The sequence below is a fragment of the Glycomyces lechevalierae genome (genome assembly GCF_027622945.1).
In the GTDB taxonomy this organism is placed as follows: Bacteria; Actinomycetota; Actinomycetes; order Mycobacteriales; family Micromonosporaceae; genus Glycomyces; species Glycomyces rutgersensis.
The window spans coordinates 65,355-80,325 of the sequence record NZ_JAPZVQ010000002.1; the positions used below are offsets into that span (position 1 = coordinate 65,355).

A 14,971-nucleotide genomic window follows, 5' to 3' on the forward strand; every position below is an offset into this window, starting at 1 on the left:
TTGCGCGGTCGTAAGCCGAAGCGGCAATGCCGCGGCAACACCGGACGGGCGATGATGTGGGGCATGAGAATCCTGGTGGTGGAGGACGAGCCGCTGCTCGCCGATGCCGTGGCCGAGTGGCTGCGCGGCGAGGCGCACGCGGTGGACGTCGCGCTCGACGGGGCGGCGGCGCTCGAGCGGATCGGGGTCAACGACTACGACGTGGTCGTCCTCGACCGCGACCTGCCGGGGGTGCACGGCGACCAGGTGTGCCGGACGATCGCGGCCGGGCACGGCGAGACGCGGGTGCTGATGCTCACGGCCGCTTCGGATGTCGACGACCGGGTCACGGGGCTCGCGCTCGGCGCGGACGACTATCTGCCGAAGCCGTTCGCGTTCCGGGAGCTGGCCGCCCGGGTGTCGGCGCTGGGGCGGCGGGCGCGGCCCGCCGCGCCGCCGGTGCTCGCCCGGGGCGGGATCACGCTGGACACGCATCTGCACCAGGTGTTCCGGGACGGCCGGTACGTGCCGTTGTCCCGCAAGGAGTTCGCGGTCCTGGCGGAGCTGCTGCGCGCGGACGGCGCGCCGGTCTCGGCCGAGCAGCTGCTCGAGAAGGCGTGGGACGAGCACACGGACCCGTTCACGCAAGCCGTGCGGATGACGATCCTCAAGCTCAGGCGCAAGCTCGGCGACCCGCCGGTGGTCCTGACCGAACCGGGAGTGGGGTACCACCTGAAATGAGACGCGTTCGCCTGACCCTCCGGGCCCGCCTGACGCTCGTCTACGGCGGGCTGTTCCTCGCCGGCGGGGTCTTCCTACTGCTGCTCACGTACAGCCTCGTGGAGCAGGCCATCCCCGATCCGGAGCAGATCGTCCAGGGGACCCAGCGCACCGACGCCACCGCGGGCCCCGTGCCCAGTGACGACACGTTCGTCAAGGCGCAGGACTTCCGCATCCTCGTCACGGGGCAGGTCTGGAACGACGCCCTCGACACCATCCGCAACGAGGGCACGCAGGCGCTGCTGCTCGTCAGCGTCGCCACGATCGCCCTCGGCTGGCTCGTCGCGGGCCGCATGCTGCGGCCGCTGCAGCGCGTCACGGACACGGCCGCCCAGATCGCCGAGTCGCCGGCCGCCGACAAGGGCCTCCACCAGCGCATCAAGGTCTCCGGGCCCCGCGACGAGCTCCGGGACCTCGCCGAGGCGTTCAACCGGATGCTCGAACGGCTCGACCAGTCCTTCGACGGTCAGCGCGCGTTCATCTCGAACGCCTCCCACGAACTGCGCACGCCGTTGACGGTGACGCGGGCGCTCCTCGAAGTGGCCGCGCACCGCCCGGGCGCTTCCTCTGACGTCCGGCTGCTGAGCGAGACGCTGCTGGAGGTGAACACGCGGCACGAGCGGCTGATCGAGGGCCTGCTGCTGCTCATGCGGTCCGACCGGGAGCTCGCCGAACGCTCCTATGTGGACCTCTCGGACATCGCCGAGCACGTCGCCGCGCAGACCCCTTCCGGCGCGGTCGCCGTGACCGCCGCATGCGAGGAGGCCCCGACCCGGGGCGAACCGGTCCTGCTGGAGCGGCTGGCGCAGAACCTCGTCGAGAACGCCGTCCGCTACAACACCGACGAGGACGGCTGGGTGCGCGTCACGACCCGCCGCGACGGCGACGCCTCGATCCTGGAGGTGGCCAACTCGGGCCCGGTCGTCCCCGCCTTCGAAGTCGAGGGCCTCTTCGAGCCGTTCCGCCGCCTCGGCACCGAACGCCTCGCCACCGCCTCCAAAGGCGCCGGCCTCGGCCTCTCCATCGTGCGCGCCATAGCGAAAGCCCACGGCGGCGAAGCGACCGCCGCACCCCGCCCCGAGGGCGGCCTCACGGTGACGGTGGCCCTCCCCGCCAGCGCCGACTGACAGCGGACATGAAGAAGGCCCCGGCTCTCGCCGGGGCCTTTCGTCTTGAGCCGCCTGACGGAATCGAACCGTCGACCTATTCATTACGAGTGAATCGCTCTGCCGACTGAGCTAAGGCGGCTGGGTCTCCCACGCACCCGACAGAGCCCGCTTATCCTTGCTGCCTTCCGGCCCTGGGGAGGTTCACAAGATGACGCCGCATGGGAGACGGGCGAAAGTCTACCGCATGTCCGCGCCGCCGCCGAACCGGGCGAGCCGCAACGGTCACCGAGGTCACGTCCGGGAACCCGCTTGGCGGGCATTCGGGGCGTCCAGTAAAGTGCTCTGCGGAGGATTCGCATAGTGGCCTAGTGCGCACGCTTGGAAAGCGTGTTGAGTGAAAGCTCTCAGGGGTTCGAATCCCCTATCCTCCGCCACTAGCGAGATGGGGAAAGCCGGAGCCGGGTGCTCCGGCTTTTCTCGTGCCTCGGGGCGGCATCCGGCGGGCGCCGTTTCGCGGTCGTTCGAGACGCACGTGAAAGGGGCGGGACCGTTCGGTCCCGCCCCTGTTCGCCTTCTGGTGGCTCCGCGGTTAAGCGGCGCCGCCCTGGCCTACCTGGCCGCCTCGCGGGCCCGCTCCGGGGCTCTTGGGCGGCATGGTGCCGGTGCCCGCTCCGGGGCTCTTGGGGGCCCGTTCGCCGGCGAGTTCGGCCGGGGGCGTGTCGGGCACGCCCGCGGGCTTGTCGGCTCCTCGGAACGTCAGGTTGGTCTTCTCGACGTCCTTCGGGTCGCCGTCGACGTCGACGATGACGATCTGGCCCGGCGTGAACTCGTTGAAGAGGATCTTCTCCGAGAGCGTGTCCTCGATCTCGCGCTGGATCGTGCGGCGCAGCGGCCGCGCGCCCATGACCGGGTCGTAGCCCTTGTGGCCCAGGTACAGCTTCGCGGCGTCCGTGAGCTCCAGGGCCATGTCGCGGTTGGCGAGCTGGTCCTCGATGCGCTTGACCATGAGGTCGACGATCGCGACGATCGCTTCCTGCGTGTGCTTCGGGAAGACGATGGTGTCGTCGATGCGGTTCAGGAACTCGGGGCGGAAGTGGTTCTTCAGCTCCTCCGAGACCTTCTCCTTCATCCGGTCGTAGTCGCCGCCCTCGGACGCGTCCGCCTGGAAGCCCAGGGACACGGCCTTGCCGACGTCCTTCGTGCCGAGGTTCGTCGTCAGGATCAGCACTGTGTTCTTGAAGTCGACGATGCGGCCCTGGCCGTCCGTGAGGCGGCCGTCCTCGAGGATCTGCAGGAGCGTGTTGAACACGTCCGGGTGGGCCTTCTCGATCTCGTCGAACAGGACCACCGAGAACGGCTTGCGGCGCACCTTCTCGGTGAGCTGCCCGCCCTCGTCGTACCCGACGTACCCGGGAGGCGCGCCGACGAGGCGCGACACCGTGTACCGGTCGTGGAACTCGGACATGTCGAGCTGGATCAGCGAGTCCTCGGAGCCGAACAGGAACTCCGCGAGCGCCTTCGCCAGTTCGGTCTTGCCCACACCGGACGGGCCGGCGAAGATGAACGAACCGGAGGGGCGCTTGGGGTCCTTGAGCCCGGCGCGGGTGCGGCGGATCGCCTTGGAGACGGCCTTGACGGCGTCCTCCTGGCCGATGATGCGCTTGTGGAGCTCCTCCTCCATGCGCAGCAGGCGGGAGGTCTCCTCCTCGGTCAGCTTGTAGACCGGGATGCCGGTCCAGTTCGCGAGGACCTCGGAGATCATCTCCTCGTCGACCTCGGTGACCTGGTCCAGGTCGCCGGCCTTCCACTCCTGCTCGCGCTTGGCGCGCTTCTCGTGGAGGCGCTTCTCGGTGTCGCGCAGGCGCGCGGCGGCCTCGAAGTCCTGGGCGTCGATCGCCGACTCCTTCTGGCGCCGGGTCTCGGCGATCTCCTCGTCGATCTCGCGGAGGTCCGGCGGTGCGGTCATCCGGCGGATGCGCATGCGCGCGCCCGCCTCGTCGATGAGGTCGATGGCCTTGTCCGGCAGGAACCGGTCCGAGATGTAGCGGTCGGCGAGCGTCGCGGCCTGCACCAGGGCGCCGTCCGTGATGGACACGCGGTGGTGGGCCTCGTAGCGGTCGCGCAGGCCCTTGAGGATCTCGATGGTGTGCGCCAGGGACGGCTCGGCCACCTGGATCGGCTGGAAGCGGCGCTCCAGGGCGGCGTCCTTCTCGAGGTACTTGCGGTACTCGTCGAGGGTGGTCGCGCCGATGGTCTGCAGCTCGCCGCGGGCCAGCATGGGCTTGAGGATCGAGGCCGCGTCGATCGCGCCCTCGGCGGCCCCCGCGCCGACGAGCGTGTGGATCTCGTCGATGAAGAGGATGATGTCGCCGCGGGTCTTGATCTCCTTGAGGACCTTCTTCAGGCGCTCCTCGAAGTCGCCGCGGTAGCGCGAGCCGGCGACGAGCGCGCCGAGGTCGAGCGTGTACAGCTGCTTGTCCTTGAGCGTCTCGGGGACCTCGCCCTTGGTGATCGCCTGCGCGAGGCCCTCGACGGCAGCGGTCTTGCCGACGCCGGGCTCGCCGATGAGCACCGGGTTGTTCTTGGTGCGGCGGGAGAGGACCTGCATGACGCGTTCGATCTCGCGCTGGCGCCCGATCACGGGGTCGAGCTTGCCGTCGCGGGCGGCCTGCGTGAGGTTGCGGCCGAACTGGTCGAGCACGAGCGAACCGGACTGCTGCGCCTCCTGGGAGGTGCCGCCGGCGGTCGCGCCCGCGGGCTCCTTGCCCTGGTAGCCCGAGAGGAGCTGCAGGACCTGCTGGCGGACGCGGTTGAGGTCCGCGCCGAGCTTGATGAGGACCTGGGCGGCGACGCCCTCGCCCTCGCGGATCAGCCCGAGCAGGATGTGCTCGGTGCCGATGTAGTTGTGGCCGAGCTGGAGCGCTTCGCGCAGGCTCAGCTCGAGGACCTTCTTCGCCCGCGGGGTGAAGGGGATGTGGCCGGACGGGGCCTGCTGGCCCTGGCCGATGATCTCCTCGACCTGCTGGCGGACGCCTTCGAGGGAGATGCCCAGGCTCTCCAGGGCCTTCGCCGCCACGCCCTCGCCCTCGTGGATGAGGCCGAGCAGGATGTGTTCCGTGCCGATGTAGTTGTGGTTGAGCATCCTGGCTTCTTCTTGAGCCAAGACGACCACGCGTCGGGCACGGTCCGTAAACCGTTCAAACATGCGCTTCTGCTCCTCGCGTCCGCCGCTACTTGTCGTCGTTACTGGTCGTGGCTTGCAAAACCCTGTGGGTACACCTTATCTCCCGGGTCTGCGGACGACGGGTGCCACGTGGGTGACAACAAGCGTGCCTCTTCGACCATTCCCGGTGATAACAGGTTCGCTGTGAGCGCAATACCCGCCCACCGCGGAGGCAATCCAATGGTGCCCGACGGGTACGACAGTCCCACCCGTCGGGCTTCCATCGGTGCAACGCGTCCGCACTGCGTTCTGTGCCTTCGTTCGCTGAACGCGAACTGCGCCTCTGTTCGCTCAACGCACTGCGCCTTCTGTTCGCTGAACGCGCTGCGCCTTCTGTTCGCTGAACGCGAAATACCCGCTCCCCAGGGGAGAGCGGGCATGGAAGTCGGTTCGCGGGACTGCCGTACTAGTTGTGCGCGGCGTTGTATTCCTCGACGATCGCCTGCGGGATGCGTCCACGGGGCGAGACGCGCTTGCCGCTGCGCTCGGCCCACTCGCGGATCGCCTTGTTCTGCTCGCGGTCCACAGTCTGGCGGCGCGGGGCGGCGGCGCCGCGGACGGGGCCGCGGGGAGCGCCCAGGCTGTAACGGCCGAGTCGGGTGCCGGCCTCCTGGAACTTCTCCAAGGCGTCGCGCAGTTCCTTGGCATGTCCAGCCGAGAGGTCGATCTCGTAGGCCTGTCCGTCGATAGCGAATTTGACGGTCTCCTCAGCCTTGCTGCCGTCGATATCGTCGATCAGGATGACCTGTGTCTTCTTCGCCATGGCAAATTCCTCTCGAACTGTAGCGACTACCGCTGCCGGGACAACCGTCTTGCTAGTGCCAGAGCATATACGAGTCCATTAGCGAAGGGAAAGAGGGTAGAGCATCTGATTTGTGAATGCGCGGCTACCGTCCAGGTCACCTGGCTACTTGAATACGTCCAACTCTCCCCGGGTCCGGGCAAAAAGGGACCGCGCCGGAGCGGTCGACCAAGAATTGGTCGGGCCATCCGGCGCGGTTCCCATGCCTTTGCTATTCGGGTTTCACCAGCGGGAAGAGGATGGTCTCTCGGATACCGAGTCCGGTGAGCGCCATAAGCAACCGGTCGATTCCCATGCCCATCCCGCACAGCGGCGGGAGGCCGTACTCCATCGCGCGCAGGAAGTCCTCGTCGACGCCCATGGCCTCGTCGTCGCCCTTGGCGGCCAGTCTGGCCTGGGCCTCCAGGCGCTCGCGCTGGACGACCGGGTCGATCAGCTCCGAATAGCCGGTGGCGAGTTCGAAGCCGCGGACGTACAGGTCCCATTTCTCGGTGAGGCCGGGAGTGGTGCGGTGACCGCGCGTGAGCGGGGAGGTCTCCTCGGGGTAGTCGAACACGAAGGTCGGCGCGACGATGTGGTCGGAGACCAGCAGCTCGAACAATTCCTCCGCGAGTTTCCCGGCGCCCCACTTGGGGTCGACCGCGAGTTCGACTTTCTCCGCGTATGCGCGCAGCGTCTCCAGCGGCGTGTCCACGGTCACGGTTTCTCCGAGCGCTTCGGAAAGGGACCCGAAGAGCGTGATCTCGGTCCACTCGCCGCCGAGATCGTACTCGGACCCGTCCGCGAGAGCCACGGTCTCGGACCCGAACACCGAACGCGCCGCGCCTTGAATGAGCGACTTGGTGAGCCCGGCGATCGTGCGGTAGTCGCCGTAGGCCTGATAGGCCTCGAGCATCGCGAACTCCGGCGAATGCGACGAGTCGGCGCCCTCGTTGCGGAAGTTCCGGTTGATCTCGAATACGCGGTCGATACCGCCGACGACGCACCTTTTCAGATAGAGCTCGGGCGCGATGCGCATGTACAGGTCCATGTCGTACGCGTTCATGTGCGTCACGAACGGCCGCGCGGTCGCCCCGCCCGGCTGCACCTGCATCATCGGCGTCTCGACCTCGACGAAGTCGCGGCCGTCGAGCTGGTCGCGCAGCGAGCGCACGACCTTCGCCCGGTTGCGGGCGTTCGCGCGCGCCTCCGGGCGCACGATGAGGTCGACGTAGCGCTGGCGCACCCGCGTCTCCTCCGCGAGCGGCTTGTGCGCCACGGGGAGGGGCCGCAGGGCCTTGCCGGTGATCGCGAACGAGTCGGCCATGACCGAGAGCTCGCCGCGCTTGGAGGTGATGACCTCGCCGGTGACGCCGATGTGGTCGCCGATGTCGGCCAGGCGCTTCCAGTCCGCGAGCGCGTCCTCGCCGACCTTGCCCTGGGAGAGCATCACCTGGAACTCGGTGCCGTCGCCGTCGCGGAGGCTCACGAAGACGAGCTTCCCGGCGGTGCGGACGAAGATCACCCGTCCGGTGGTGCCCACGGTGACGCCGGAGGACTCGCCGACGGCGAGCCCGGCGAACTGCTCGCGCAGTTCGGCGAGGGTGTGGGTGCGCGGGTAGCCGAGCGCGTAGGGCTCCTTGCCTTCCGCGAGGAGGGCGGCGCGCTTGTCGCGCCGGATCTGCATCTGCTCGGGAAGGTCGTCGCCGCTGTCGGTGTTCTGCTCGTGCTCGGTCACGCCTCCAAGGGTAAATGTCTCCCGCGCGCCGCAGCATGCGAGTTTCCCCTCATCGCGCCGGGTCACACCGCCCCCGCGGCGGCCCCGCTACTCGGCCACGATCGGGCGCTCGATCGCGAACGCCGGGTAGCCGACGACCCGGTCGGGGCCGCCCACGGTGTCCGCGGACGTCGCGAGGGCGAGCTGGCGGGGGCGGCGGCCCGTGGCGTCGGCCCAGGCGAGGGTCGCGCGCAGGGCGAACACGCCGCAGGCGTGCTGCGGGGCGATCTCGCGCGGGCGGAGGCTGCGGATGGCCTCGGCCGTCGCGGCGTCGATGCGTTCGGCGGTGGCCTGGTCGTGGTAGTGCGAGAGGTCGGTGGAGCAGATCACCACCGAGTCCTCGCCGGCCTCCTCGCGGAGCGCGGCGATGAGCCGGGCGCCGTCGGGCGACTGGCCCATGCCGAACGCGACGGGCGTGATCTCGATGTCCGGGCCGAGCGCGACCTGCAGGAACGGCAGTTGGACCTCGAGCGAGTGCTCGGCCTCGTGCGGCAGGCGCGAGGAGCCGACCACGTGCGTGGGCGCGACGCGGACCTCGCCGAGCGGGGTCTCCCAGCGCGCGTAGGGAGCGGCGGCGTGCCCGCGCAGCGGGTAGTGGTGGCTGGGTCCGACGAGGACGACGCGCCTGACGCGGCCGCGGTGGGCCGCGAGCCGGGCGTAGACCTCGGCGGCGACGGGCCCGGAGTAGCGGTAGCCGGCGTGGGGCGCGATGTAGGCGGCGGCGAGCGGTTCGCTCACCGGTCCGGCGGCGTCGATGAGCCGCTCGATGTCGGCGCGGAGCAGCCCGGGGTCGGCCGGGTAGAAGCGTCCGGCGACGGCAGCGGGCCGTACGGTGTCTGATTTGATCGAAGGCATCGCAGGTCTTCCGGTGGTGGTTCCTATGGTCGGTGTGACGGCCCTGGTCGGTGAGCCGCGTCGTGGTCGTGTGGTGCCGGTGCTCGTCTGGTTGACGGCGGGGCGATGCGGATCGGTTGCCGCTTGGGACCCCAGTCTCCCGCCGGCCCGTCGAAAACCCCGGGAACGGCCGCGCCGCAACGACCGCACTGTCCGCTATCCGACACCGCATACCGGTCAATCCGGTACCAATTACGCACTATGAGGGCTTCGCCACAGGACGCGCAGGTCGTGGTCTGGCCTTCGGGGTCGTGCACGTTGCCGGTGTAGACGTGCCGGAGCCCCGCGTCGTGCGCGATCCGCCTGGCCCTGCGGAGTGTCGCGACCGGGGTCGGCGGCACGTCGCGCATCTTGAAGTCCGGGTGGAACGCGGTGAAGTGCAGTGGGACGTCGGGGCCGAGGTGTTCGCGGATCCAAGCGCATTCCGCGGCGATCTCGGCGTCCGAGTCGTTGTGCCCGGGAATGAGCAGCGTGGTGATCTCGGTCCAGACGTCGGTCTCGTGCACCAGGTATTCGAGTGTATCGAGGACGGTCCTCAGTGAAGCGAACGCGATCTTGCGGTAGAACTCCTCGGTGAACGCCTTGAGGTCGATGTTCGCGGCGTCCATGTGCGCGTAGAGCTCTCGCCGCGCTTCGGGTCCGATGTACCCCGCCGAGACGGCGACCGCTTTGAGTCCGGCCGCGCGGGCCGCGTCCGCGCAGTCGGCCGCGTATTCGAGGAACACCGTAGGGTCATTGTAGGTGAACGCGATCGACCTGCAGCCCAGGCGTTTCGCGGTGGTGGCGAGGGTCTCGGGCTCGGCCTCCGAGGCGAGCGTGTCGATCTCGCGGGACTTGGAGATGTCCCAGTTCTGGCAGAAGCGGCAGGCGAGGTTGCATCCGGCGGTGCCGAAGGAGAGCACGGGCGTGCCGGGCAGGAAGTGGTTGAGCGGCTTCTTCTCGACGGGGTCGATGCAGAACCCGGAGGAGCGCCCGTACGAGGTCAGGACGATCTGGTCGCCTCGGCGGGCGCGGACGAAGCAGAGCCCGCGCTGGCCTTCGCGCAGGCGGCAGGCGCGGGGGCAGACGGTGCATTCGAGGCGCCCGTCGTCGAGGGCGCGGTGGAACCCGGTGCCGACGGTGAAGGCGTCGGTCCCTTCGACCCGAGGCCTACGGGGAGTGAGGGTGGCCATACTCACTACGGTAGCGCCCGGTCCGTTGCGGCCGCGTTTCGGCCCGGACACGAGGCGACTGCACGCGAAAGGGGTCGCGCCGGGCCATGAATTCGGCTCGGTGCGACCCCTCCCGGAATCGATTGCTGCGGGCCGGTCTCCGGCCCGGCGGCGCTAGTTCAGGCGCTCGCCCGTGGTGGCGTGGAAGACGTGCTCGTGGCCCGGTTCCGGGACGACGTACACGGTCTCGGCGAGACGCGGGACGTTGGCCGACTCGGTGCGGACGGTGAACCGCTCGCTGCCGCCGTTGTAGGTGGCGTGGCCGTACACGTAGGCCTCCGAGCCGAGCTCCTCGACGAGGTCGACCTCGATCGGGATGCCGCCGGAGGTCTCCGTGCCGAGCTTGCAGTGCTCGGGGCGGATGCCGATGGTGACCTGCTTGTCGCCGCCGTCCTGGGTCGCGGCGTCGCGGACCTCGCGCGAGAGCGGGAGGGTCACGTCGCCGAAGAGGCCGCCGGCCTCGGTGAGGGACACGGTCTTGAGGTTCATGGCCGGGGAGCCGATGAAGCCCGCGACGAAGGTGTTCTTCGGCTTGTCGTACAGCACGCGCGGGGTGTCGCACTGCTGCAGCAGGCCGTCCTTCATGACCGCGATGCGGTGGCCCATCGTCAACGCCTCGACCTGGTCGTGGGTGACGTAGACGGTGGTGATGCCGAGGCGCTTCTGGAGCGAGGCGATCTGCGAACGGGTCTGGACGCGGAGCTTGGCGTCGAGGTTCGACAGCGGCTCGTCCATGAGGAACACCTGGGGCTCGCGCACGATCGCGCGGCCCATGGCGACGCGCTGGCGCTGGCCGCCGGAGAGGGCCTTCGGCTTGCGGCCGAGGTAGTCGGTGAGGTCGAGGAGCTTCGCGGCCTCTTCCACGCGCTGCTTGATCTCGGTCTTCGGCATGCGGCGCAGCTTGAGGGCGAACGCCATGTTGTCGAAGACGGACATGTGCGGGTAGAGCGCGTAGTTCTGGAAGACCATCGCGATGTCGCGGGACTTCGGGGGGAGGTTCGACACGTCGGTGTCGTTGATGAAGATCGAGCCTTCGTCGACCTCTTCGAGGCCGGCGAGCATCCGGAGGGAGGTGGACTTTCCACAACCGGAGGGGCCGACGAGGACGAGGAATTCGCCGTCCTGGATCTCGATGTCGAGCTTGTCGACGGCGGGCTTCTCGGTGCCCGGGTAGATGCGCGAGGCACCCGCGTACGTCACTGTTGCCATGATGTTCGGTCCCTTTCACTGGCAGGTACGTGCCAGACGATCCGTGGTAAAAGGCGGTGGTGTCATCACAGAACGGGACCTCGCCGAGGCGGCGCGACCCTGCGCTGCGATCACGACCGCGTGATGCGCAGCACCGTGCGGTCGTGAGCTGAGCCTAGCCGCGGGGGAATGCCTTTGCCAAGTCGCGACCGAACGTTTGTCCGGTTTCCCCGCAAGGTTTACCGAAACGTTATTCCACGCGGAGGGCCTGCAGCAGGGCCTCGTCGCCGGCCACGTCGCAGATCCCGAACGGCAGCCTTCCCCACAGCGCCAACGCGATGTCGGAGGCGGAGCCGGCCGCGCGGGCCTGCAGCTGCGTGCGCGAATCGGGCTGGTCGAGCAGCGCCACCCGGCCCCCGCGCAGGCGCACGAACCAGGTCGCGTCGGCGTCCTGGGCGAACAGCTGGACCAGCCCGGAGGCCTCAGGGTGGGCGCCGCGGCGGGCGCCGACGGGCAGGAACGCCTCGAACACCTCGCTGATGGCCTCGGCGGCGAGCGCGACCGGGACGGGTGCGGTGGCGCCCACGGCCATCTGCACGTCCCAGCGGGCGAGGCCCGTGGCCACGGCCACCCGCCGGTGCCAGAACTCGCCCCGCCACTCCACGGGCGCCCACGTCCACGCGGGCGAGTCGGCGCCGCGGGCCTCGATCGCGTCGAGTACCGATGCGAGCGCCTGGTCGTACACGTCGAGCACGGCCGCGCCCTCGGCGGTCACGGGTGGCGGCTGCGGCAGGTCCTCCTCCTCTGCTGGGCGCGTGAAGAGGGCTTCGACGGCCCAGCGGTATTCGCGGGCGAGTTCGAGGAGGATCCCGCCGACCGTGGTGTCCGGGCGGGAGGGGGCGATGCGGTCGAGGACCTCGGGCCCGCACGCCGAGCGCAGGCCCGCGGCCTCGGTCTTCAACTCGGTGAGGTAATCGGTGATGCGCAGCTTAGCCATGGTGACCGCCGTTCCTCGTAGCCTGCGTAAAGCTTAGGCTTTCCGGTGTGACACACGCCAGCCCAACACCGAGCGAGCAGGCCTCCAACGACCCGATTCCGGGCAAATCCCTCAGTGAGTACACGACGCTGAGAATAGGAGGTCCCGCCCGCGAGCTGGTCGAGACCCGCCACTGGTCGGAGGCGGTCGAGGCGATCCGCGCGGCCGCCGGGCCGACCCTGGTCCTCGGGGGCGGCTCGAACGTCGTCATCGGCGACGCGGGCTTCGACGGCACGGTCGTGCTCCTGCGCGGCGGCGGGATCGAGCAGGTCGGCGAGGGGCTGGTCCGGGTCCAGGCCGGGCACGTGTGGGACGAGTTCGCCGCGTGGACCGTCGCGAACGGGTACTCGGGGGTGGAGTGCCTGAGCGGCATCCCCGGCTCGGCCGGCGCGACGCCGATCCAGAACGTGGGCGCGTACGGCCAGGAGGTCGCGCAGACCATCGCGGCCGTGAAGGTCTGGGACCGCGAGGCCGACGAGATCCGCGACTGGACCCCCGCCGAATGCGGGTTCGCCTACCGGCACAGCGTCTTCAAGCACTCCGACCGGTACCTCGTGCTCAGCGTCGACTTCCGGCTCGCATCGTCCGAGGAGTCCCAGCCGATCGCCTACGCGGAGTTGGCGAAGCGGCTCGGCGTCGAAGTGGGCGACCGGGCACCCATGCCGCTGGTCCGCGAGAAGGTGCTGGAGCTGCGGCGCGGCAAGGGCATGGTCCTCGACGAGACGGACCACGACACCTGGAGCGCCGGTTCCTTCTTCACCAACCCGATCATCGGCGCGGCCGACTTCCACGAGGTCGCGGAGCGGGCGGGAGGCGAACCCCCGCACTGGAAGACGGCCGACGGGAACGTCAAGGTCTCGGCCGCGTGGCTCATCGGCGCGGCCGGTTTCGAGAAGGGCCACAAGCGGGGTAACGCCGGCTTGTCCACAAAGCACACTCTTGCTTTGACGAACCGGGGCGGGGCCTCCGCCGCCGAGATCCTGGCCCTCGCCGCCGAAGTCGTCGACAAGGTCGAAGAGGACTTCGGCATCCGCCTCCACCCCGAACCGGTCATGGTCAACGCCAGCCTCGGCTGACTGGTCGACACGGAGCATTCGACACGCGGGGCCGCTCATGCTTCGGCGATAATCGAGGCATGCCTACAGTCCGCATCACTGGCATCTCTGACGAGGCGCTGGCCCGCTTGAGATCTCGCGCCACCGCGAAGCACCAGTCACTTGAGGTATACGTCCGCGACCTGATCGAACGCGAGGCGGCTGTGGCGGCTATCGAAATCGCTGCCGAGCTGCAGCGCCGGCGTTAAGAAGTCGGGGGCGTGAGAAACTCGCAGCGAGGTCCGTTGCTGCGCGTCAACTTAAGGTCGGTGGTCAGCAGCGGAGCCCGTCGCCATTCGGCGACAGCGATATATGAGGCGTCGTATGCGGTCACACTGCCGCGCAGTTCCCAGATGCGACTCGCCAGAACCGTGAACGGTTCGCAGTGCACTGGCATGGCCTGCAGATCGCGGAAGGCGAGTGCGGCCGCCGTCTCGTCGATGGTTCCCTTGTGTGCCTCGCGGCGGAGGATGTTCGCCGTCTCGTAGTGCAGCATTTCCGGCGCAAAGAGCCGCTTGCCGCGCATGTGGCCGACCGCCCATTCGCTGATCGGCCCGGGCTCGATGAGCACCGCGGCGACTGCTGAAGCGTCGACGACGAGCCCGTCTCCATCGGTCATCGGCGATCTGCGTCCCGCGATTCGAGGATGTCTTCGATGGTGACGGTGGAACCTGAAGCGTGTACCCGCGCGCGTGCCCGTTCAAGAACCACATCAAGGGGCGGATGCGACACCGTGGACTCGATCAAGGTGAGCATGTACTCCTGCAATGACTGCCGCTGGCGGGCTGCCCGAGCGGCCAGTTCGTCCCGCCATTCGACCGGTACATGCCGGATCGTCACGCTGGTTTCTATCGTACCGGTTTCGCTCATGCCTGCATTATAGCTGCATTGGATGCGAACTAGATTCATCTAGCGGAGGAGGGCTGCCGCTTCCAGCGCGGCGTAGGTGGCGATGATGCCGGCGCCTGCTCGCTTGATGCTGGTCAAGCTCTCCAAGATGGCCGCGTCGCGGTCGATCCAGCCTCGCTCCGCTGCCGCCACGATCTGGGCGTATTCGCCGCTGATGTGGTACGCCGCAACGGGAACCGGGCTGCGTTCGGCGGCCGCCTTCACGATGTCGAGGTACGGCAGGGCCGGTTTGACCATGACGATGTCCGCGCCCTGCTGGATGTCCAGGTCGATCTCGTGCAGCGCCTCGGTGGTGTTCGCGTTGTCCTGCTGGTAGGTGCGGCGGTCGCCCTGGAGCTGCGACTCGACCGCGTCGCGGAACGGGCCGTAGAACGCGCTGGCGTACTTCGCGGCGTACGCGAGGAGGCCCGTGTCGGTGCGGCCCGCTTCGTCAAGGGCCGCACGCACATAGCCGATCTGGCCGTCCATCATCCCCGAGGCGCCGAGCAGGTCCGCGCCCGATTCGGCGAGGGTCAGGCCCATCTCCGCGTAGCGCATCAGCGAGGCGTCGTTGTCCACAGTGCCGTCGGGGCGGAGCACGCCGCAGTGGCCGTGGTCGGTGAACTCGTCCAGGCACAGGTCGGGGATGACCACGAGGTCGTCGCCGATCTCCTCGCGGATCGCCCGCGTCGTGACGTTCAGGATGCCGTTCGGATCGGTTGCGGCCGAACCGATCGCGTCGCGCAGCAGCGGGATGCCGAAGGGCATGAGCCCGCCGATCCCGGCCCGCGCCGCCTCGACGGCCAGCTTGCGCACCGAGTCCACGGAGTGCTGGAACACCCCGGGCATCGAGGCGATCTCGAGCGGCTCCGTCAAGCCCTCCTTGACGAACACCGGGAGCACCAGATCGGACGGATGGACGCGCGTCTCGGCCACGAGACGGCGAAGGGCCGCAGTGCGCCGCAGCCTTCGAGGACGGATGACCGGGAACTCGGGGCTGTTCGGCACTGC

At 69.0% G+C, this 14,971-nt stretch carries 13 protein-coding genes, 2 tRNA genes, 1 other RNA gene and 1 pseudogene; 5 read left to right on the forward strand and 12 right to left on the reverse strand.

Features of this window, described 5'->3' with window-relative positions:
* The first annotated feature begins 63 nt into the window (after positions 1-63).
* Positions 64-720, forward strand: a complete 657-nt coding sequence (locus O2L01_RS03955) for a response regulator transcription factor (protein ID WP_270120558.1) — start codon at positions 64-66, stop codon at positions 718-720.
* A complete protein-coding gene (locus O2L01_RS03960) occupies positions 717-1,886 on the forward strand; it encodes a sensor histidine kinase (RefSeq protein WP_270120559.1) in 1,170 nt (389 codons plus the stop codon). Before O2L01_RS03955 ends, O2L01_RS03960 begins: the two co-directional genes overlap by 4 nt.
* A gap of 48 nt (positions 1,887-1,934) precedes the next feature.
* Here the strand turns inward: O2L01_RS03960 and O2L01_RS03965 are convergent.
* Together O2L01_RS03965 and ffs are read right to left on the reverse strand one after the other, a co-directional pair.
* Positions 1,935-2,007: transfer RNA gene (locus tag O2L01_RS03965), tRNA-Thr, on the reverse strand.
* Positions 2,005-2,098: signal recognition particle sRNA small type (gene ffs, locus O2L01_RS03970), an RNA gene on the reverse strand. Before ffs ends, O2L01_RS03965 begins: the two co-directional genes overlap by 3 nt.
* A 116-nt stretch (positions 2,099-2,214) precedes the next feature.
* Here ffs and O2L01_RS03975 point away from each other — a divergent pair.
* Positions 2,215-2,302, forward strand: a tRNA-Ser gene (locus O2L01_RS03975).
* A gap of 260 nt (positions 2,303-2,562) precedes the next feature.
* Here the strand turns inward: O2L01_RS03975 and O2L01_RS03980 are convergent.
* The 7 genes and pseudogenes from O2L01_RS03980 to O2L01_RS04010 form a co-directional block, all read right to left on the reverse strand.
* A pseudogene (locus O2L01_RS03980) lies at positions 2,563-5,073 on the reverse strand (ATP-dependent Clp protease ATP-binding subunit); the annotation flags it as partial.
* A gap of 424 nt (positions 5,074-5,497) precedes the next feature.
* Positions 5,498-5,854, reverse strand: a complete 357-nt coding sequence (locus O2L01_RS03985) for a histone-like nucleoid-structuring protein Lsr2 (protein WP_205326125.1) — start codon at positions 5,852-5,854, stop codon at positions 5,498-5,500.
* 250 nt (positions 5,855-6,104) lie between these two features.
* Positions 6,105-7,559 (reverse strand): lysine--tRNA ligase, encoded by a 1,455-nt coding sequence (lysS, locus tag O2L01_RS03990; protein WP_344469322.1) that lies wholly within the window; start codon positions 7,557-7,559, stop codon positions 6,105-6,107.
* A 138-nt stretch (positions 7,560-7,697) separates the two neighbouring features.
* Positions 7,698-8,504 (reverse strand): AmmeMemoRadiSam system protein B, encoded by an 807-nt coding sequence (gene amrB, locus O2L01_RS03995; protein ID WP_270120562.1) that lies wholly within the window; start codon positions 8,502-8,504, stop codon positions 7,698-7,700.
* A 23-nt stretch (positions 8,505-8,527) separates the two neighbouring features.
* Complete coding sequence (amrS, locus tag O2L01_RS04000) at positions 8,528-9,721, reverse strand: AmmeMemoRadiSam system radical SAM enzyme (protein WP_374727639.1); 1,194 nt, start codon at positions 9,719-9,721, stop codon at positions 8,528-8,530.
* Between the two features lie 147 nt (positions 9,722-9,868).
* The gene (locus O2L01_RS04005; RefSeq protein WP_270120564.1) at positions 9,869-10,963 is read right to left on the reverse strand and encodes an ABC transporter ATP-binding protein; all 1,095 of its coding nucleotides are present in this window, start codon (positions 10,961-10,963) and stop codon (positions 9,869-9,871) included.
* Positions 10,964-11,192: 229 nt separating this feature from the next.
* Positions 11,193-11,939: a hypothetical protein gene (locus O2L01_RS04010; RefSeq protein ID WP_270120565.1), complete on the reverse strand. Its 747-nt coding sequence runs from the start codon at positions 11,937-11,939 to the stop codon at positions 11,193-11,195.
* 47 nt (positions 11,940-11,986) lie between these two features.
* Here O2L01_RS04010 and O2L01_RS04015 point away from each other — a divergent pair, with 47 nt between their 5' ends.
* Together O2L01_RS04015 and O2L01_RS04020 are read left to right on the forward strand one after the other, a co-directional pair.
* Positions 11,987-13,054: a UDP-N-acetylmuramate dehydrogenase gene (locus O2L01_RS04015; protein ID WP_270120566.1), complete on the forward strand. Its 1,068-nt coding sequence runs from the start codon at positions 11,987-11,989 to the stop codon at positions 13,052-13,054.
* Positions 13,055-13,113: 59 nt separating this feature from the next.
* Positions 13,114-13,281: a FitA-like ribbon-helix-helix domain-containing protein gene (locus O2L01_RS04020; RefSeq protein WP_270120567.1), complete on the forward strand. Its 168-nt coding sequence runs from the start codon at positions 13,114-13,116 to the stop codon at positions 13,279-13,281.
* On the opposite strand, the gene O2L01_RS04025 is transcribed toward O2L01_RS04020, so the two are convergent.
* Genes O2L01_RS04025 through hemB form a run of 3 tightly spaced genes read right to left on the reverse strand, consistent with a single transcriptional unit; the run spans position 13,278 to position 14,968 of the window.
* Positions 13,278-13,691, reverse strand: a complete 414-nt coding sequence (locus tag O2L01_RS04025; protein WP_270120568.1) for a type II toxin-antitoxin system VapC family toxin — start codon at positions 13,689-13,691, stop codon at positions 13,278-13,280. The two genes, O2L01_RS04020 and O2L01_RS04025, sit on opposite strands and share 4 nt — an antisense overlap.
* Complete coding sequence (locus tag O2L01_RS04030) at positions 13,688-13,942, reverse strand: hypothetical protein (RefSeq protein ID WP_270120569.1); 255 nt, start codon at positions 13,940-13,942, stop codon at positions 13,688-13,690. Before O2L01_RS04030 ends, O2L01_RS04025 begins: the two co-directional genes overlap by 4 nt.
* Before the next feature lie 39 nt (positions 13,943-13,981).
* A complete protein-coding gene (gene hemB, locus O2L01_RS04035; RefSeq protein WP_270120570.1) occupies positions 13,982-14,968 on the reverse strand; it encodes a porphobilinogen synthase in 987 nt (328 codons plus the stop codon).
* Between the last annotated feature and the right edge of the window lie 3 nt (positions 14,969-14,971).